Genomic DNA, 16,923 nt, shown 5'->3' on the forward strand with positions numbered 1-16,923 from the left:
CCCGCCCGGGCCGCGGGCCGGCGGCCGGCTCAGCGTCGCCGCGCCGCGGGCCATCACTGCCCGGCCGGGAGGGTCGCGCCGGTGTCGAGGTCCTGCTGGGTCTGCTGACCGGGCTGCTGCTCACCGTCGGGGACGGCGACCAGCCGGTCCTCCGCGGACGCCGCCCCGGCCGGTGCGGGGGCGGGCTGCCCGTCGGTGGCCGCCTGGGCGCCGGGCTGCTGCGGGGTCTGCGGGGTCTGCTGCTGGGGCGGCACGACCGGGGCGGGCGTCGGCGCGGCCGGCGGCGCGACCGCCTGGGCGGGCCGCGGGTCGCCGATCACCTGGGACGACCCGTCGGGGTGGACCAGCAGGACCGCCGGCTCGCCGGCCGGCACCATCCCCTGAGCCCGCGCCGCGGCGGCCAGCGCGGGGGCCGACTGCGCGGCCTCGACGTCCCGGTGCAGCCGCTCGCTCTGCTCGGAGAGGTCGCGGGCGACCTGCCGGGCCTCGTCGAGCCGGTAGGAGTCGGCGGCCGCGGCGGTGGAGAGCCACAGCGTCGCCACCAGGCCACCGGTGAGCAGCACCATGATGAGCAGCACGAACGGCGCGGTCCCGGCCTTGGGGTCCGCGGTGGGGGTCGCCGTCCGGGGCGCGGGGCGGGCGGTCGACGTCGTCCGCCGCGCGGGGGCCGGCGTCCGGCGGGTGTCGGTCCGTGAGGTGGTCCGAGAGGTGGTCCGGGGACCGGACAGCGTCGCGGTGCTCATGCTCGACCCTCCGCGTCAGTTCCGCTTCGCTTCATGCCGCACTCCGCACTCGCTCCGCGGCCCGCAGCCGCACCGACGCCGCCCGGGGGTTCGCGGCGATCTCGTCCTCGCTCGCCTTCTCCGCGCCGCGGGTGAGCAGGCGCAGGTCGGGCTCGTCCTCGGGGCGGACGACCGGCATGTCCGGCGGCGCCTTCGAGCGGGTGTGCTCGGCCAGCACGCGCTTGACGATCCGGTCCTCGAGGGACTGGTACGACATGACGACCACCCGCCCGCCGACCGCGAGGGCGTCCACCGCGGCCGGCACCGCGGCGGCCACCGCGTCCAGCTCGCCGTTGACCTCCACCCGCAGCGCCTGGAACGTGCGCTTGGCCGGGTGGCCGCCGGTGCGGCGGGCCGCGGCGGGGATCGCCTGCTCGAGGAGGGCGACGAGCTCCGCGCTGGTGCGCAACGGAGCCCGCCGCCGGGCCCGCACGACGGCCTCGACGATGCGTCGGGCCGCGCGCTCCTCGCCGTAGTCGTGGAGCACCCGGACGAGGTCGCCCGGGGCGTAGGTGTTGAGGACGTCCGCCGCGGTCGGGCCCGTCGACGGGTCCATGCGCATGTCCAGGGGCGCATCGCGGGCGTAGGAGAAGCCGCGGTCGGTCTCGTCGAGCTGCATCGACGAGACGCCGAGGTCGAACAGCACGCCCTGCACCGCGTCGTACCCGAGGTCGTCGAGGACGTCGGGCAGCGCGTCGAAGACGGCCTGGACGAGGTGGGTCCGATCGGCGTAGGGCGCGAGACGCGTTCGGGCAAGCCGCAGCGCCGACTCGTCTCTATCAACACCCACAAGAGTGAGTCTCGAGTGCTGAGAAAGGAGCGCGGCGGAGTGGCCGGCGGCCCCCAGGGTGGCGTCGACGAGCACCGCGTCGCGGTCGGCCAGGGCAGGCTCGAAGAGGTCGAGGATGCGCTGCAGCAGGACGGGGACGTGGGGCTGGTCGACGGGACCGCCCGCCTGCTGCTCGTCCACCCGACCCCCTCACCGACTCGTGACCCGCGGGCCCGGTGCCCGCCGCGTCCGTGCGTGTCCTCGAGGCCCGGTGCCGTCACGTCCCGGCCCGGAGATCGACGGACCTGGCGCCGGGGAAGGTGCGCCAGGGCCGTCGCCCTCCGGACCGGGGCCTCACGGCACCGGACCGTGGCGCCCCGCGTCGGGCGCCGTGTGTTCGCTTGTCGTCGGTGCGGTCGGCGTCAGAAGACGCCCGGCAGCACTTCCTGCTGGGCCTGGGCGTAGTCGGCCTCGTGCTCGTCCTGGTAGCGGGCCCAGGCCGCGGTGTCCCAGATCTCGAGGCGGCTGACCGCCCCGATGACGGTGCACTCCCGGTCGAGCCCGGCGTAGCGCCGCAGCTCGGCCGTGATCGGGATGCGGCCCTGGGAGTCCGGACGCTGCTCGTCGGTGCCGGCGAACAGGTAGCGCTGGTACGCGCGCACCCGCTCGTCGGTGAACGGCGCCTCGGCCACCTTGCGGGCCATCTGCTCGAACTCGTCGCGGGGGAACACGTAGAGGCAGTGGTCCTGACCCTTCGTGATCATCAACCCCCCTGCGAGCTCGTCACGGAACTTGGCGGGCAGGGTCAACCTGCCCTTGTCGTCCAATCTCGGGGTGTGGGTGCCGAGGAACACGGCCCCACCTCCCCGGTGAGGTCCCTGCCGCCCCACTGCTCACCACCATACCCCACCACTCCCCACCGACAAACCACCACGCGCGCGTCGTGATCCCCGATCGAGGGAGTCGTGCCTGGTCAGGCGCGGTGGGGAGAGGTGGGGGACGTGTGGGGGGCCGGTGGGTGACCATGACCTCCCGACCCCTCCGGAGCGCGCCGACACGCCGCTCGAACGCCCCGGAGCAGGCCGATCCCGGTCCCGGGGGCGCCCGGTGGGGCGTGGTGGGGGGCGCCCGGCCCGGCCGGTGGGGCGCGGTGGGGTGGGACGCCCCGTGCCTCTCGGTGGCAGCGAACGGCCCGTTCGCTGCTTCTAGGGGCGCGAACTCCCCGTTCATTTCCGGGTGGGGCGACGTGGTGGGGCGACGTGGTGGGGCCGGGTGGGGCGTCTGGTGGGGCGGGGTGGGGCCGCCCCGACACCTCGCGTGGCAGCGAACGGCCCGTTCGCTGCTTCTACGCGCGCGAAGTCCCCGTTCGTTCCTCGGCGTGGGGCGCGATGGGGTGGGCGGACGCCACGGGCACCGGCCGGGCGAGAAGCACGTTCGGCAGGCCGCCTGCGCCGACGATCATGCGAACCGTGCCGTTCGGCGCGGGCGTCCTGGGTGGGGGGCGCCCCTCGCCCGTCTATCCGAGCGAGGGTGCCCCTCGCTCGGAACCGGGGCCGGGAACGACGACGCGCCGCCGACCCGTGTGGGTCGACGGCGCGTCGGGTGATCGTGTCGGCGCTACTCCTGCTCGAAGCGGCGGCGGAAGCGCTCCTCCATGCGGGAGGTGAAGCGGCTGCGCTCCTTCTCGGTGGCCGCGCCGGCGGCGGCGCCCTCGGCGGCGGCCTCCTTCTTGCGCGCCCCGAAGGACGTGATCGCGAGGACGGCGCCGCCGAACATCGCGAGGAACCCGAGGACGCTGACGATGATCCCGGGGACGGAGGTCTGGAAGATCACGACGCCGAGGACCAGCGCCACGATGCCGACCAGGAACAGGGCGATGCCCTGGATGCGGCGCCGACGCGACGGACGTCGGAGCTTGCCTCCGCGCACGGTCGACGCGAACTTGGGGTCCTCGTCGTAGAGCGCGCGCTCGATCTGCTCGAGCAGACGCTGCTCGTGCTCGGAGAGCGGCATGTTCATCCTCCGGCACCGGAAAGGAAATTCGCCCGACCTCGGGAGGTCTGGCGGGCATCGTCCTGATGTCCCGGGCACCATCGTACGAGTCCGTCGGCACTCCCACTACCCGGACCGGCGTGTCGTGCTCTCGATCATCCGTTCGGCTCCGGTACCGACCCCGCTCGGGACACGCCCGGCTGCGGTGGGTGACGACGACGCCCGGGATCCGCAGCCTCGACCGGCGAGCGCGCCCGGGAGGGATCGGCGTCGCCGAGCAGGCTCGCCGGGCGGACGGCCGCCACACCGAACCGCGATCGCGCCTGGTCAGCGGCGCGCTCCGCGTCGGACCACCCGTGCTCGGGCTCGCCGAGCACGATCTGTTCGGGCGCGCGGTCGGCCGGGACCAGGCCCTCGCCGCGCACGCCGAGCAGGCGGACGGGCGCGATGTCGCCGAGCGCGTCGTGGAGATCGACGGCGGTGGCGTGCAGATCCCGCGCGAGATCGGTCGGCGCCGGCAGGGTCCGGCTGCGCGTGATCGTCGTGAAGTCGTCGAAGCGGACCTTGAGCGCGACGGTCCGGGCGCGCACCCCGCGGTGGCGCAGCATCCGGGCCGCGCGGTCGGCCAGCCGCAGGAGCTCGCGGCGCCGCACCGCCGGGTCGACGAGGTCGCGGGCGAACGTCTCCTCGGCGCCGGCGGACTTCTCGCGGCCGTGCGGGTCGACGCGGCGCTCGTCGACGCCGTGGGCGAGCGCGACCAGGTGGGCGGCGTGGGCGTCACCGACCGCGCGGCGCATCGTGGTCATCCCGGCCGCGGCGACGTCGGCGACGGTGGTGATGCCGTGGCGGCCGAGCACCTCCGCGGTCCGCTCCCCCACACCCCACAGCGCGCCGACCGGGAGCGGGTCGAGGAACGCGCGGACGCCGTCGGCCGGGACGAGGTGCACCCCGTCGGGCTTGGCGACGCGCGAGGCCAGCTTGGCCACGAACATCGTCGACGCCACCCCGACCGAGCACGTGATCCCCTGCGTGGCCGCGACCTCCTCGCGGATCGCGGCAGCGACGCCGAGCGGCGTGGTGCCCAGCCGGCGCAGCGCCCCGGACACGTCGAGGAAGGCCTCGTCGAGGCTGAGCGGCTGCACGAGCGGGGTCACCGCCCGGAACACCGCCATGACCCCGCGGGAGACCTCGGCGTACGTGGAGAAGTCGGGCCGCAGGAAGACGGCCTGCGGGCAGAGGCGGTGGGCTCGCGCCGACGGCATCGCCGAGCGCACGCCGTACTCGCGCGCCTCGTAGCTGGCCGAGAGCACGACCCCGCGCTCCGGGCCCCCGCCGACGATCACCGGGCGGCCACGCAGCTCGGGCCGCGACCGCAGCTCGACCGCGGCGTAGAAGGCGTCCATGTCGACGTGGAGGACACTGCATCCGGTGTCGTCGCCGGTCGCGTCGCGCGCGACCGGCGGGGGGAGGTCCCGGCTCAGCTCGGCCGCCGGGCGAGGACGTGCAGCCGCGAGGCCATGTCGCGCAGCGGCGGCGTGCCCGCGGCGATGTCCTCGAGCTCGGCCAGAGGGTCGCCACCCGCACCGCCCGGCTCGAGCACGCCGTCGGGCACGAGGTCGGCCAGCACCCGGTGGCCCTGCACCCGCTCGACGGCGAGCCGGCCGCCGGCCTCGACCATGGTGCGGATCTCCTCGACGTCCATGCGCCGGCGCAGCGGGTCGTCCGGCCCCCAGCGGCCGGCCGGGTCGACCAGCACCTGGCGCGCCTCGGCGAGCCGCCCGGCCACCACGCGGGAGAGCACGGCGGCGAACCGGCCGGCGACGAGCAGCGACACCGCGCCGCCCGGGGCGGTGGCCGCGGCGAGCGCCCGGCACGCCTCGGCGGGGTCGTCGACGTACTCGAGCAGGCCGTGACCGAGCACCAGGTCGGCGTCGGCGGCCCCGACGGCGTCGACCAGCGCGTCGACGTCGCCCTGGATCGCGTGCACCCCGGCGTCCACCCCGGCGTCGCGGGCACGGCTGCGCAGCACGGCCAGGGCGTTGGCGCTCGAGTCGACCACGGTGACGTCGCAGCCGTCGGCGGCGAGCGGCACCGCCCAGGTGCCGCTCCCGCCGCCCACGTCGAGGACCCGGGGCGCCGCGCCGCCGCGACGGGACCGTGCGGCGGTCAGCTCCACGCGCAGCGTGCGCGCGACCACGTCGACCGGGGCGAACGACGCGGCGCGACTCACGGCGACACCGTAGAACGTGTGACGCGTGAGCGGGCGCACCGGCAGGTGCCGCGTCCGGCCGGTACGTTCCCCCCGTGCACGTCACGGCGGTCCTGAGCCTCAAGGGTGGCGTCGGGAAGACGACGGTCGTCCTGGGTCTGGCCGGGTCCGCCCTGCGGGCCGGCCTGCGGACCCTGGTGGTCGACCTCGACCCCCAGGGCAACGCGACCACGGCCCTCGAGCCCGAAGCCACCGAGACCACCATCGCGCAGGCGATGGAGCGCCCGTCGGCGGCCGTGCTGGCCTCGTCGATCGCGCCGAGCTCGTGGGGCGAGGACGTCGACGTCCTCGTGGGGTCCGAGGACGTGGAGCGCCACAACCACCCCGACCCGAACTCGCAGCGCCTCGGACGTCTCGCGCGCCTGCTCGCCGCCCTCCCGCAGGACGGGCAGGGCGTCTCCGAGACCGGCATCGCCGAGTACGACCTCGTGCTCATCGACTGCCCGCCCTCGCTGGGCCAGCTCACCCGCTCCGCCCTGGTCGCGGTGGACCGCGCCGTGCTCGTCACCGAGCCGACGATCTTCGCGGTGTCCGGCGTGCAGCGGGCGTTCGAGGCGGTGCAGGCCGAGCGCGAGCACAACCCGGACCTCCAGCCCCTCGGCGTGCTGGTGAACAAGTACCGCTCACGCTCGTCCGAGCACGAGTTCCGCGTCGGCGAGCTGCGCGAGCTCTTCGGCCCGCTCGTGCTCTCGGGGGTGCTGCCCGACCGCAGCGCGGTGCAGCAAGCCCAGGGCGCCGGGGTGCCGATCCAGCGCTGGGACACCCCCGGCGCGCGGGAGATCGCCAGCCAGTTCGACGCCCTGCTGGGGCGGATCGTGCGGTCGCGCTCGAAGCGCTCGCCGCGCGCCCGCGCCCGCCACGTGCCGGACGCCTGACCTCGGTCGCCGACGGACGCCTCAGCGCGTCCGGCCGGCCACCGTGCGGGTGACCAGGGCCAGGAACAGGTCCGCCTGGCGCACCATGTCGTCCGCGTCGCGCTGGGACACCCGCCCCCGCACGCCGGCCTCGACCGCCGAGCGCGTGGCCGAGTGCGCGGAGAAGAACGCCGCCCACTCGCCGTACTCCGGCGCGACGGACGCCAGCAGCGTCCAGGCGTCGGTGGGGCGGGACGACCGGCGGGCCCGGGCCCGCAGGGCGAGCACGGCCGCGGCGGCCCGCAGCGCCCCGAGGTGCGCGGAGCGGAAGCGCTCGGCCGGGTCGCCCTCGGCCTGCGCCGCGCGCAGCTCGTCGCGGGCCGCACCGAGCAGCTGCACCACCGTGCGCGACGGGGGCGGCGACGGAGGGGCCGGCGCCGGCTCGGTCCGCGCCCCGCGCGGTGTGTTGCCCCGCGGCGCCGGGGCGGAGGACACGGTCGGGACGGCCGGGTCCCCGGCGGGCGGCGCGGGGTGCCGCCCGCCCGAGGACCCGTCCGGCACGCCGACCGGGGGGTGGCCGGCGTCGGTCGGGGTGGTGTCGAACAGGCCGGGCAGGACGAGAGCGCTGGTCACGGTGACTCCTCGCAGCGGGGGGTCGGGCAGGGGCGGACGAGGGCGGGCCGGGTCAGACCCCGGCCCAGCGCAGGTCCCACACACCGGGACCCGAGCGCATGCGCAGGACGAACTCGCCCGGCGGCAGGTGCGGCTCGTCGGTGCGCTGCGCGAGCACGCGCCAGCAGCGGCACCGGTCGCCCCCGACGGGCATGGCCGAGAGGAACGGCCACCGGGACTCCTCGATCCAGCGTTCCTGCACCTCGGTGACCAGGTAGTGACTGTCGCGCCGGTTGGGGCGGCGATGGAACTCGACGGGGTCGCCGTCCGCACAGCGGACCTGGACCGGCGAGGGACTGCGAACCACGATGCGTCCTCCACGGCGGCTCGTGCTCCTCGGCCCGTGGCTGGGGCCGAGCGGGGGCCTGCCACCGTGGGGAGCCGGCGGCTGTCCCGGACGGCGGGGCGCTTCCCCCGCCCCGCCGTCCGAGTCGATCGAACATGTGTTCGATGCGGTCCAGTGAACCCGTTCGGATCGGGGTCGTCAAGTCGGCCGGGCGGGCGACGGCGCGACCGTCGATGAGGTGACGCCGAGAGGGTGGACCCGGGTGCGTGGCGTGGTGAGATGGGCGTGTGCCCGTCTCCCCCTCACCCCGCGCGGGAGCAGGACGGTGACCGCCGCGCCCGCGCGCGTCTCCGTCGTCGACCTGAGCCGCGAGGACCTCGCGGCCCGGCTCGACGAGGCGCTGGGCGTCTACGTGGACGCGATGGCCTACCCGCCCGGGACGGTCCGCCAGCGCCGCCCCATGTGGGCCGAGCACTCGCGCCGCCAGGGGTGGCACGCCGTGGGGGCGTTCGGCCCCGACCGGTCGCTGTGGGGCGTCGCCTACGGCTACCCGGGGGCGCGCGGCCAGTGGTGGTTCGAGGAGGTCCGGCGCGGGCTGCTCGCCCGGGGCGACGCGGGCCGCGCCCTCGCCGACGCCGTCCTCGGTGACTACTTCGAGCTCACCGAGCTGCACGTGCGGCCGGACGTCCAGGGCGGCGGGGTCGGCGAGGCCCTGGCCCGGCGGCTGCTGGTGCACCCGACGAGCCGCCACGTCCTGCTCTCGACGCCCGAGGCCGACGACCCGAACCGGGCCTGGTCGCTCTACCGCCGCCTCGGCTTCCGCGACGTCCTGCGCCACCACCGCTTCACCAGCGACCCGCGGCCGTTCGCCGTGCTCGGGCGGGCGCTCCCGCTCGACCCGCCGGGCACGGCGCCGCCGCCCCCGGGCGACCTCGTCGCCGACCCCCCGCCCGCCTCCGGGCCGGGCCGGGCCGGTGGGCCCCGCCACCGGGCCTGACGGCGCGCCCCGGCGCCGCCCGACCGCCGCCGTCGGGGACGCCTGGCACCATGCCGGGGTGCCCGCGAGCGCTCCCCCACCGACCCACGAGCCCACCCCCGCCGCCCGCGCGACGCGACGTCGCGGCGGGCGCCGCTCGCTCGTCCTGCTCGCGGTGCTGCTCGCGCTGGTCGGGGTACTCGGCGCCGGGTGCGTACGGGTCCGGGCCGGCCTGGCGGTCTCGCCCGAGGACCGCGTGTCCGGCGTCGTCGACGTCGCGACCCCGGACGGGGCGCCGAACGGCCAGGGCCCGCCGCTGACGGTGCCCGAGGACCTCAGCGGCGACGTCGCGGTCGAGCGCTACGAGCAGGACGGGTACATCGGCTCGCGGCTGCGCTTCGAGGACCTCACGTTCGACGACGTGACCCGCGTGCTGCCGGCCATCAGCCCGGCGAGCCAGCAGGCGATCCGGGTACAGCTGCGCCGGGCGGGCGACCGCGTGGTGGTCTCCGGGCAGGTCGACCTCACGCGGGTGACGCCGGAGAGCTCGGACGTCCAGCTCAAGATGGCGTTCCCGGGCACCGTCCGCCAGACCGACGGCACGGCGACCAACGGCGTCATCAGCTGGACGTTCCAGCCCGGCACGGTCACCGACGTCAACGCGGTGGTCGAGTACCCGGACCCGCACGCGCCGTCGTGGATCCTGTGGGCGCTGCTGCTGCTCGCGGTGGTCGCCGTGGCGGTGGCGATCGTGGTGGTGCTCGCGATGTCCTCGCGCACGCAGCTGCGCACCCGCGCCCGCCGCTAGGCCTGGACGGCCCAGCGGCGGGGGCAGGTCAGCCCGAGGAGGGCACCAGACCGAGCCGCCGCACGACCTCCACCACGGCCGGCGAGCGGTTCATGCTGATGTAGTGGATGTTGCCGACGCCCTCGTCGAACATCCGCTGCGAGAGCTCCACGCACAGGTCGATGCCCGCCTCGCGGTAGCCGTCCTTGTCGTCGACCAGCGGGTCGAGACGCTCGGACATCACCGCGGGCAGGGGCGCGCCGGAGAAGTCCGCCCCGCGCTCGGCGGACTTCGGCGTCGTCACCGGCATCAGTCCCGGCATGATCGGGATCTCGCAGCCGGCCGCCGCGATGCGGTCGCGCATCCGGAGGAACTGGTCGGCGTCGTAGAACATCTGGGTGATCGCGAACTCCGCGCCGGCCTTCACCTTCTGGAGGAAGAACCGGGTGTCGGAGTCCTCGTCCTCGCTCCGCGGGTGCAGGTACGGGAACGCGGCCACGCCGACGCAGAACCCGCCGAGGCGGCGCACCATGTGCACCAGCTCCTCGGTGTAGCTCAGCCCGGCGGGGTGCGGCACCCAGTCGGCGTCCTTGTCACCGGGAGGGTCGCCGCGGATCGCGAGCACGTTGCTGATGCCCGCCGCGGCGTAGGAGCCGATCACCTGCCGCAGGTCGTCGAGCGACGCGTCCACGGCCGTGAGGTGGGCCATCGCCGTCAGCGTGGTGTCGGTGGCGATGCGCCCGGTGGTCCGGATCGTGCGGTCGCGGCTGGAGCCGCCCGCCCCGTAGGTGACCGAGACGAAGGCCGGATCGAGCGGCTCGAGCTCACGGATGGTCCGCCAGAGCGTCGCCTCGCCCTCGTCGTCCTTGGGCGGGAAGAACTCGGCCGAGAACGTGGGCACCCCGCGCTGGATGCGCTCCGTCACAGTAGCCATCCGACGACCCTACGGTGACACGGCGTCCGTGCGGAGGTCCGTTGTGACCGGGACCGCCCGATCAGCCGGTTCCGCCGTCCGCACCTACCCTCGGTCCGGCAGGGCATCCCACCGGGAGGGAAGAGCGCGTATGACGGTCGGCGGAACGTCGACGACGGTCGGCAGCGGACCGCACGACCCCTTCGGCGAGGCCGGGGGTCCGGACGAGCTCGAGGCCCTCGAGCACGACCTCCCCGGTGCCGTGACGGCCGCGCTCGCGGACTACCTGCACGGGCGCCGTCCGGGTGCCGTCGAGGTGGGTGAGGAGTTCGCCGACGCCACCGACGACCTCACCCGCTTCGTGCTCGACGGCGGCAAGCGCCTGCGCCCGACGTTCGCGTGGTGGGGCTGGCGCGCCGCCGGCGGCCGGGACGACCCGTCCGCGGTGCTGCGCGCGGTGAGCGCGCTCGAGCTGATCCAGGGCTGCGCGCTCGTCCACGACGACCTCATCGACGACTCGGCCACCCGCCGCGGGTCACCGACCGTGCACACCCGCTGGACCCGCCGCCACACGGACGCGGCCTGGGCGGGCGACCCCGCCCGCTTCGGCGCCGCCGTGGCGATCCTGCTGGGCGACATCGCGCTGGCGTGGTCCGACGACATGCTCCACGAGTCCGGCGTCGACCCCGCCGCCCTCGCGCGGGCCCGCCCGGTGTGGCAGGCGATGCGCACCGAGGTGCTCGGCGGCCAGTTCCTCGACATCCGCGGGCACGCGGCCTCGGACTCCAGCCCGGAGACCGCGCTGCGCATCAGCCGCTACAAGACCGCCGCCTACACGGTCGAGCGCCCGCTGCACCTCGGCGCCGCGCTCGCGGGGGCCGACGACGCGACGGTGCGCGCGCTGCGCCGCTACGGCACCGACCTGGGCATCGCCTTCCAGCTGCGCGACGACGTCCTCGGCGTCTTCGGCGACCCCACGGTGACGGGCAAGCCCGCCGGGGACGACCTGCGCGAGGGCAAGCTCACCCTGCTCGTCGCGCTGTCCCGCGCGCACCCGGACCGGGAGACCGCCGCCGTGGTCGAGCGCGCGGTCGGCAACCCCGACCTCGACGCCGACGGGGTCGCCGCGGCCCGGGACGCGCTCGTCGCGCTCGGCGTCGTCGACGACGTCGAGCGGCGCATCGCCGACCTGACGGCGTCCGCCCTCGCGGCGATCGCCGAGGCCCCGGAGCTGGCTGCCCCCGCGCCCGACCGGCTCGCGGACCTGGCCGTGGCGGCCACCCGGCGCGCCCGGTGACCCGCACCGTCCGGTCGCCCACCGACCACGTCGTCGTGGTGGGCGCGGGCCTCGCCGGGCTCGCCACCGCGCTGCACCTGCTCGGCGCCGGACGCCGCGTGACGGTCGTCGAGCGCGACCCCACCCCGGGCGGCCGCGCCGGGCGCCTCGACCTGCCCGGCGGCGGCGGGACCTTCCACCTCGACACCGGGCCGACGGTCATCACGATGCCGGAGCTCGTCGAGGAGGCCCTGGCCGCGGTCGGCGAGAAGCTGGGTGACCGCCTCGAGCTGGTCGACCTGCACCCCGCCTACCACGCGCGGTTCGCCGACGGCAGCGCCATCGACGTGCACACCGAGCCGGGCGCGATGGAGCAGGAGATCCGGGAGAAGGTCTCGGCCGCGGACGCCGACGGCTACCGCCGGCTGCGGGCCTGGCTCACCGAGCTCTACCGGGTGCAGATGGCGACGTTCATCGACGCCAACTTCGACACGCCGCTCGACGTCCTCTCCCCCGAGCTCGCACGGCTGGGGCTGCTGGGCGGCTTCGGCCGGCTCGGCCCGAAGATCGCGAGCTTCCTCGGCGACGAGCGCCTGCGGCGGATCTTCTCCTTCCAGGCGCTGTACGCGGGGGTCCCGCCGGCCCGGGCCCTGGCCGCCTACGCCGTCATCGCCTACATGGACACGATCGCCGGCGTCTCGTTCCCGAAGGGCGGCGTGCGCGCGCTGCCCCAGGCCCTCGCCGACGCCGCGGCCGACGCGGGCGCCGAGTTCCGCTACGGCACCACCGTCACCGGCCTCGAGCGCTCCGGCGGGCGCGTGCGGGCGATCCGCACCGTGCCGACCGGCGACCCGGGCGCCGACGGCGACCGCCTCCCCGCCGACGCCGTCGTCCTGTCGACCGACCTGCCCGCCGCCCACGCCCTGCTCGGACGGTCCCCGCGGCGGCCGGTACCGCTGCGCTGGTCGCCGTCGGCGTACGTGTGGCACGCGGGCGTGCCGGCGGGCACCGGCCTCGGCCACCACACCATCTCGTTCGGCGACGCCTGGGCCGGCACGTTCGACGAGATCATCACCGAGGGCCGGCTGATGTCGGACCCGTCGCTGCTCATCACCCATCCGACCGCGACCGACCCGTCCCTCGCCCCGGCCGGGCACGAGTACGTGTCGGTGCTGGCGCCCTGCCCGAACACCGACGTCGCGCCGTTGGACTGGGCCCGGATCGGGCCGCGCTACCGCGACGAGCTGGCCGGGGTCCTCGCCGGCCGCGGGATCGAGCTCGGCGAGCCGGTGGTGGAGCACCTCATCACCCCGGCCGACTGGTCCGCGCTCGGGCTCGCCGCCGGCACCCCGTTCTCGGCGGCGCACACCTTCGCCCAGACCGGGCCGTTCCGGTCGGGCAACCTCGTGCGCGGCGAGGGCAACGTCGTGCTCGCCGGGTGCGGGACGACGCCGGGCGTCGGGGTCCCGACGGTGCTGGTGTCGGGCAAGCTCGCGGCGCAGCGGATCACCGGGTGAACAAGCGGTGAGCACGACCGAGCTGGACGCCGCCGGGATCACCGACCCCGCCCTGCGCGACGCCTACACGCGGTGCCGGGCCCTCAACGCCGCCCACGGCCGCACGTACTTCCTGGCCACGCGCCTGCTCGCGCCCGCCCAGCGGCCCGCGATCCACGCGCTCTACGGGTTCGCCCGGATGGCCGACGACGTCGTCGACGACCCGGACGCCGACGCCTCCCCCGCCGCGGTGGCCCGCCGGCTGGAGGAGGTCCGCGCCCGGATGCGCCGCGGCCTGGCCGGCACCGACCCGCGCACGCTCGTCGACGAGGGCGAGCCGGTGGTGGCCGCGCTGGCCGACACGGTGGCCCGCCACGGCATCGAGCACCGCCACCTCGAGGACTTCATGGACTCGATGGCCATGGACCTCACCGTCACCGACTACCCGACGTTCGACGACCTCGCCCGCTACGTCCACGGCTCGGCCGCGGTCATCGGGCTGCAGGTGCTGCCCGTCCTCGGCACCGTCGTCCCCCGCGAGGAGGCCGCTCCCTACGCGGCGGACCTCGGCGTCGCGTTCCAGGTGACCAACTTCCTGCGCGACGTGGGCGAGGACCTCGACCGCGGGCGCGTCTACCTGCCCGGCGAGGAGCTGGCCGCCTTCGGCGTCGACCGCGACCTGCTGGTGTGGTCGCGGGCCACCGGCCACACCGACGCGCGGGTGCGGCGGGCGATGGCGCACCTGGTGGCCCGCACACGGGCGGTCTACCGCCGCGCCGAGCGCGGCATCCCCCTGCTCCACCCCGTGTCACGGCCGTGCGTGCGCACCGCGCACGTGCTCTACGGCGGCATCCTCGACGAGATCGTCGCCGCCGACTACGACGTGCTGCGCCGTCGGGTGGCGGTCGGGAACGGGCGGCGCGCGGCGGTCGCGCTGCCGCACCTCGCCCGCGCGATCGGGACCCGCCTGGTCCGCAGAGCTGACACGATCCCTGCGTGACCGAGCTCGTCCTCGCCTTCGAGGCGTCGTGCGCGCGGTGCCGCGCGGTCGCCGCGGCGGTGGCCGGGACGGGTCTCGAGGTGCTGCCGCTGCGCGACTACCGCGTCGTCGACTGGTGCGCCGAGGCCGGCGTCGCCGGGGACGCCCCGACGTTGCTCGAGATCACCCCGACCGACGGCGACGACCGGGTGCGGGCGTTCACCGGCCCCGGGCTCGTGCGCCGGCTCGGTCCGCGCCGCGCGGTGCGGGTGGTCGCCGCGCTGCGGGCGCACGGCGTGCTCGGCGACGCCGCCCGCGGGCTCCTCAGAACGCCATCGCCTGCGCGCGGCGCTTGACCTCGCGCCCGCGGTCGGAGCGCAGCGCGTCGATCGGCATGCCGGGCAGCGACTCGTCGTCGGCGAAGAGCCAGCGCAGGATCTCGGCGTCGGCGTAGCCCCCGTCGCGCAGGACCTGGATGGTGCCGGGCAGGCCCTTGACCACCGCGCCCTGGACGAGGAACGCGGCGGGCACCAGCCACCGGTCGCCCTCGCGGACCCCGAGCAGCTGGCCCTGCTTGATCATCTGGCTGACGCGCGTGCGGGGCACGCCGAGGTGCTCGGCGACCTGGGCGAGCGTGACGACCTCGATGTCGTGACCCACGACGGCGGCGATGGACTCGGTCACGGGCGACACTGTCCCACGGGAGACGGCCGTCGGACCCGCGAAATGCCGCGCGTCAGGCATCGACCAGGACGCGGACCAGCGCGTCCGGGTCGGCCAGGGCGAGCAGGTGCCCGCCCGGGAGCACCACCGGCTCCACCCCGGCGCGCTCGCGGGCCAGCCGGATCTGGAAGTGGCCGGGGAAGAACCGGTCGTCGCGGCCGACCACCACCGTCACCGGCACGTCCGGCCACGACGGCAGCACCCACCCGTCGGTGAACGGGCCGTCGCACTGCTCGCGCTGGTGCGCGGCGCCGGCCGCGGCGACGTCGGCCGGCACGTCGTGGAGGAACTCCCACGTCTCGTCGAACCCCGCGTCCTCCCGCCCGGCGGCGCGCACCGCGGCCTCCTTGGCCGCCCGGTGGCCGGACGCGGTCCACCACTGCCCGGGACCCTCCCCCACCGCCGGGATCATGGCGTTGACCAGCACGATCCGGCGGACGGGCACCCGCCGGGCGATCTCCACCGCCGTCGGGCCGCCCAGCGACTGGCCCACGACGACGGGCTCCGGACGGTCGCCGAGCGCTGCCAGCGCGACGTCGGCGTAGCGCGGGATCCCGGCGGTCGGGTCGTCGCCCGGCAGGTCGACGGCGATCGCCTCGTGGCCCTCGCGGCGCAGGGCCCCGACCACCCGGTGCCAGTACCACGCCACCCCGCCCGCGCCGGGGACCAGCAGGAACGTCGTCACGCGGCGGAGCCTAGAGGCGGGCACCGAGGCGACCGTCACCCGTCGGGGGCCGCGCGTCGCGATCGCGAGAATCCCCGCAGGTCGGCGCCGGGCTCGTAGCATCGCGCGCATGGCCGCACCCACCGCCCACCGCACGGGGTCGGTGCTGGAGGGGCGCTACCGCGTCGACGGCGTCCTGGCGCGGGGCGGGATGTCGGTCGTGCACCGGGGCAACGACCTGCGTCTCGAGCGGCCGGTAGCCATCAAGATCCTCGACCGGGAGCTCGCCGCCGACCCCGCGTTCGTGCGCCGCTTCGAGCGCGAGGCGCGGGCCGCGGCGCGGCTCGCGCACCCCGGGATCGTGGCCGTGCACGACCAGGGCCGGGACCCCGACGGCACCGTCTTCCTGGTCCTCGAGCTGGTGGAGGGCGGGACGCTGCGCGACGTCCTGCGCGAGCAGGGCCGCCTGCACCCGGCGACGGCGCTGACGGTCGTCGAGCAGGTGGTCACCGCGCTGCGGGTCGCGCACGACCGCGGGCTCGTGCACCGCGACGTCAAGCCCGAGAACGTGCTGGTCGGCGTCGACGGCACGGTCAAGGTGGCGGACTTCGGCCTCGTCGCGGCCGCGTGGGAGGCCGGGACCGACTCCGCCGACCCCAGCGATCCCGAGACCGGTGACGTCGTGCTCGGCACCGTCGCCTACCTCGCGCCCGAGCAGGTCACCGACGGCCGCGCCGACGTCCGCACCGACCTCTACGCCACCGGCATCGTGCTGTTCGAACTGCTCACGGGCGTCGCGCCGCACGGGGGCGACGATCCCGTCGAGGTGGCGCGACGTCACGTGCACGTCGACGTGCCGCCGCCGTCGGCGGTGGTCGCCGGCATCCCGCGGGCCCTGGACCGGCTGGTCCTCGCCGCGACCAGCCGCGACCCCGAGACACGCCTCGCCGACGCCGACGCGTTCCTCGCGGCCGCCCGGGGCGTCCGGATGGACGCGGACCTGCCGTTCCACCCCGTGCCGCCGCCGCGCCGGCGCAGCGCGGCCGACGGCGCCCGGCCGTTGCGGGGCACGCGGCTGCTCGACCTCGACGCCGGGCCCCCGACCCCTCCCCGCACGACCCCACCCCGCGCGACCCCACCCCGCGCGACCCCGCGGCCGGCGCCGGAGGACGACGAGGTCGAGTGGGACGCGTGGGACGACCCGGACGACCGGGACGACACCGAGGACGGCTGGTTCCCCGAGGAGCCGGACGAGCCCGCGGACGACCCGGCGCCGTCCCGGCGGCGCGGCCCCGACGACCCGGTCGACGACATCGACGTCGCCATCGAGCAGATCGCGCGCCGCCGCGCCCGGTCGCGCTCGCGCCGCCTGCTCGCCGCCTGGCTCCTGCTCGAGGCCGTCGCGATGATCGTCGCCGGCGCGGTGGGCTGGGGGCTCGGCCTCCCCGGCTGACCCCCGCGGCCGACCCCTGGGTTCAGGCGGGT

At 76.3% G+C, this 16,923-nt stretch carries 19 protein-coding genes; 8 read left to right on the top strand and 11 right to left on the bottom strand.

Annotated features, from left to right (window positions below; all coding sequences use genetic code 11):
* Nucleotides 1-53: 53 nt before the first annotated feature.
* From ftsL to ABD994_RS26575, 6 genes are all read right to left on the bottom strand, one after another.
* A complete protein-coding gene (gene ftsL, locus ABD994_RS26550) occupies nucleotides 54-743 on the bottom strand; it encodes a cell division protein FtsL (protein ID WP_345422921.1) in 690 nt (229 codons plus the stop codon).
* A 31-nt stretch (nucleotides 744-774) separates the two neighbouring features.
* Nucleotides 775-1,752 (bottom strand): 16S rRNA (cytosine(1402)-N(4))-methyltransferase RsmH, encoded by a 978-nt coding sequence (gene rsmH / locus ABD994_RS26555; RefSeq protein ID WP_345422924.1) that lies wholly within the window; start codon nucleotides 1,750-1,752, stop codon nucleotides 775-777.
* Between the two features lie 221 nt (nucleotides 1,753-1,973).
* The gene (mraZ, locus tag ABD994_RS26560) at nucleotides 1,974-2,405 is read right to left on the bottom strand and encodes a division/cell wall cluster transcriptional repressor MraZ (protein ID WP_345422927.1); all 432 of its coding nucleotides are present in this window, start codon (nucleotides 2,403-2,405) and stop codon (nucleotides 1,974-1,976) included.
* Between the two features lie 763 nt (nucleotides 2,406-3,168).
* Nucleotides 3,169-3,564, bottom strand: coding sequence for a DUF3040 domain-containing protein (locus ABD994_RS26565; RefSeq protein WP_345422931.1), 396 nt, complete (start codon nucleotides 3,562-3,564; stop codon nucleotides 3,169-3,171).
* Nucleotides 3,565-3,698: 134 nt separating this feature from the next.
* Complete coding sequence (gene dinB / locus ABD994_RS26570; protein ID WP_345423015.1) at nucleotides 3,699-5,024, bottom strand: DNA polymerase IV; 1,326 nt, start codon at nucleotides 5,022-5,024, stop codon at nucleotides 3,699-3,701.
* Nucleotides 5,021-5,773 (bottom strand): class I SAM-dependent methyltransferase, encoded by a 753-nt coding sequence (locus ABD994_RS26575; RefSeq protein WP_345422934.1) that lies wholly within the window; start codon nucleotides 5,771-5,773, stop codon nucleotides 5,021-5,023. Before ABD994_RS26575 ends, dinB begins: the two co-directional genes overlap by 4 nt.
* A 74-nt stretch (nucleotides 5,774-5,847) precedes the next feature.
* Between ABD994_RS26575 and ABD994_RS26580 the strand changes: the two genes are divergently transcribed.
* Nucleotides 5,848-6,687, top strand: coding sequence for a ParA family protein (locus tag ABD994_RS26580; protein WP_345422937.1), 840 nt, complete (start codon nucleotides 5,848-5,850; stop codon nucleotides 6,685-6,687).
* Between the two features lie 21 nt (nucleotides 6,688-6,708).
* On the opposite strand, the gene ABD994_RS26585 is transcribed toward ABD994_RS26580, so the two are convergent.
* Nucleotides 6,709-7,299 carry an SAV_6107 family HEPN domain-containing protein gene (locus ABD994_RS26585; RefSeq protein WP_345422940.1) on the bottom strand — a complete coding sequence of 197 codons (591 nt, stop codon included), beginning with the start codon at nucleotides 7,297-7,299 and terminating at the stop codon, nucleotides 6,709-6,711.
* A 52-nt stretch (nucleotides 7,300-7,351) separates the two neighbouring features.
* A complete protein-coding gene (locus ABD994_RS26590) occupies nucleotides 7,352-7,645 on the bottom strand; it encodes a hypothetical protein (protein ID WP_345422943.1) in 294 nt (97 codons plus the stop codon).
* 304 nt (nucleotides 7,646-7,949) lie between these two features.
* Here ABD994_RS26590 and ABD994_RS26595 point away from each other — a divergent pair, with 304 nt between their 5' ends.
* Both ABD994_RS26595 and ABD994_RS26600 read left to right on the top strand, forming a co-directional pair.
* On the top strand, nucleotides 7,950-8,621 hold the full coding sequence (locus ABD994_RS26595; RefSeq protein WP_345422946.1) for a GNAT family N-acetyltransferase: 672 nt from the start codon (nucleotides 7,950-7,952) through the stop codon (nucleotides 8,619-8,621).
* Between the two features lie 58 nt (nucleotides 8,622-8,679).
* Entirely contained in the window at nucleotides 8,680-9,408 is a 729-nt protein-coding gene (locus tag ABD994_RS26600) for an LppM family (lipo)protein (RefSeq protein ID WP_345422949.1), read from the top strand.
* A gap of 28 nt (nucleotides 9,409-9,436) precedes the next feature.
* On the opposite strand, the gene ABD994_RS26605 is transcribed toward ABD994_RS26600, so the two are convergent.
* A complete protein-coding gene (locus tag ABD994_RS26605; RefSeq protein WP_345422952.1) occupies nucleotides 9,437-10,321 on the bottom strand; it encodes a methylenetetrahydrofolate reductase in 885 nt (294 codons plus the stop codon).
* Nucleotides 10,322-10,451: 130 nt separating this feature from the next.
* Between ABD994_RS26605 and ABD994_RS26610 the strand changes: the two genes are divergently transcribed.
* From ABD994_RS26610 to ABD994_RS26625, 4 genes are read left to right on the top strand one after another with little or no spacing between them, the layout of a single operon-like run.
* Nucleotides 10,452-11,597: a polyprenyl synthetase family protein gene (locus tag ABD994_RS26610; RefSeq protein ID WP_345422955.1), complete on the top strand. Its 1,146-nt coding sequence runs from the start codon at nucleotides 10,452-10,454 to the stop codon at nucleotides 11,595-11,597.
* Entirely contained in the window at nucleotides 11,594-13,093 is a 1,500-nt protein-coding gene (gene crtI / locus ABD994_RS26615) for a phytoene desaturase family protein (protein ID WP_345422958.1), read from the top strand. The genes ABD994_RS26610 and crtI overlap by 4 nt, the downstream gene beginning before the upstream one ends.
* 7 nt (nucleotides 13,094-13,100) lie before the next feature.
* On the top strand, nucleotides 13,101-14,072 hold the full coding sequence (locus tag ABD994_RS26620; protein ID WP_345422961.1) for a phytoene/squalene synthase family protein: 972 nt from the start codon (nucleotides 13,101-13,103) through the stop codon (nucleotides 14,070-14,072).
* Nucleotides 14,069-14,407: a hypothetical protein gene (locus tag ABD994_RS26625; protein ID WP_345422964.1), complete on the top strand. Its 339-nt coding sequence runs from the start codon at nucleotides 14,069-14,071 to the stop codon at nucleotides 14,405-14,407. The genes ABD994_RS26620 and ABD994_RS26625 overlap by 4 nt, the downstream gene beginning before the upstream one ends.
* On the opposite strand, the gene ABD994_RS26630 is transcribed toward ABD994_RS26625, so the two are convergent.
* Together ABD994_RS26630 and ABD994_RS26635 are read right to left on the bottom strand one after the other, a co-directional pair.
* Nucleotides 14,376-14,735, bottom strand: a complete 360-nt coding sequence (locus ABD994_RS26630; RefSeq protein WP_345422967.1) for an Rv2175c family DNA-binding protein — start codon at nucleotides 14,733-14,735, stop codon at nucleotides 14,376-14,378. The genes ABD994_RS26625 and ABD994_RS26630 overlap by 32 nt on opposite strands.
* Before the next feature lie 52 nt (nucleotides 14,736-14,787).
* The gene (locus tag ABD994_RS26635) at nucleotides 14,788-15,459 is read right to left on the bottom strand and encodes an alpha/beta fold hydrolase (RefSeq protein WP_345422970.1); all 672 of its coding nucleotides are present in this window, start codon (nucleotides 15,457-15,459) and stop codon (nucleotides 14,788-14,790) included.
* 109 nt (nucleotides 15,460-15,568) lie between these two features.
* Here ABD994_RS26635 and ABD994_RS26640 point away from each other — a divergent pair, with 109 nt between their 5' ends.
* Nucleotides 15,569-16,891 (top strand): protein kinase domain-containing protein, encoded by a 1,323-nt coding sequence (locus ABD994_RS26640; protein ID WP_345422973.1) that lies wholly within the window; start codon nucleotides 15,569-15,571, stop codon nucleotides 16,889-16,891.
* The last annotated feature ends 32 nt before the right edge of the window (nucleotides 16,892-16,923 follow it).

This window comes from Actinomycetospora chlora, from assembly GCF_039542135.1.
Classification (GTDB): Bacteria; Actinomycetota; Actinomycetes; order Mycobacteriales; family Pseudonocardiaceae; genus Actinomycetospora; species Actinomycetospora chlora.

Bases quoted from the DNA above. Each gene is read 5' to 3' on its own strand.
- ABD994_RS26565 (WP_345422931.1), bottom strand. From the start codon at position 3,564: ATGCCGCTCTCCGAGCACGAGCAGCGTCTGCTCGAGCAGATCGAGCGC.
- ABD994_RS26610 (WP_345422955.1), top strand. From the start codon at position 10,452: ATGACGGTCGGCGGAACGTCGACGACGGTCGGCAGCGGACCGCACGAC.
- ABD994_RS26605 (WP_345422952.1), bottom strand. From the start codon at position 10,321: ATGGCTACTGTGACGGAGCGCATCCAGCGCGGGGTGCCCACGTTCTCG.
- ftsL (WP_345422921.1), bottom strand. From the start codon at position 743: ATGAGCACCGCGACGCTGTCCGGTCCCCGGACCACCTCTCGGACCACC.
- ABD994_RS26640 (WP_345422973.1), top strand. From the start codon at position 15,569: ATGGCCGCACCCACCGCCCACCGCACGGGGTCGGTGCTGGAGGGGCGC.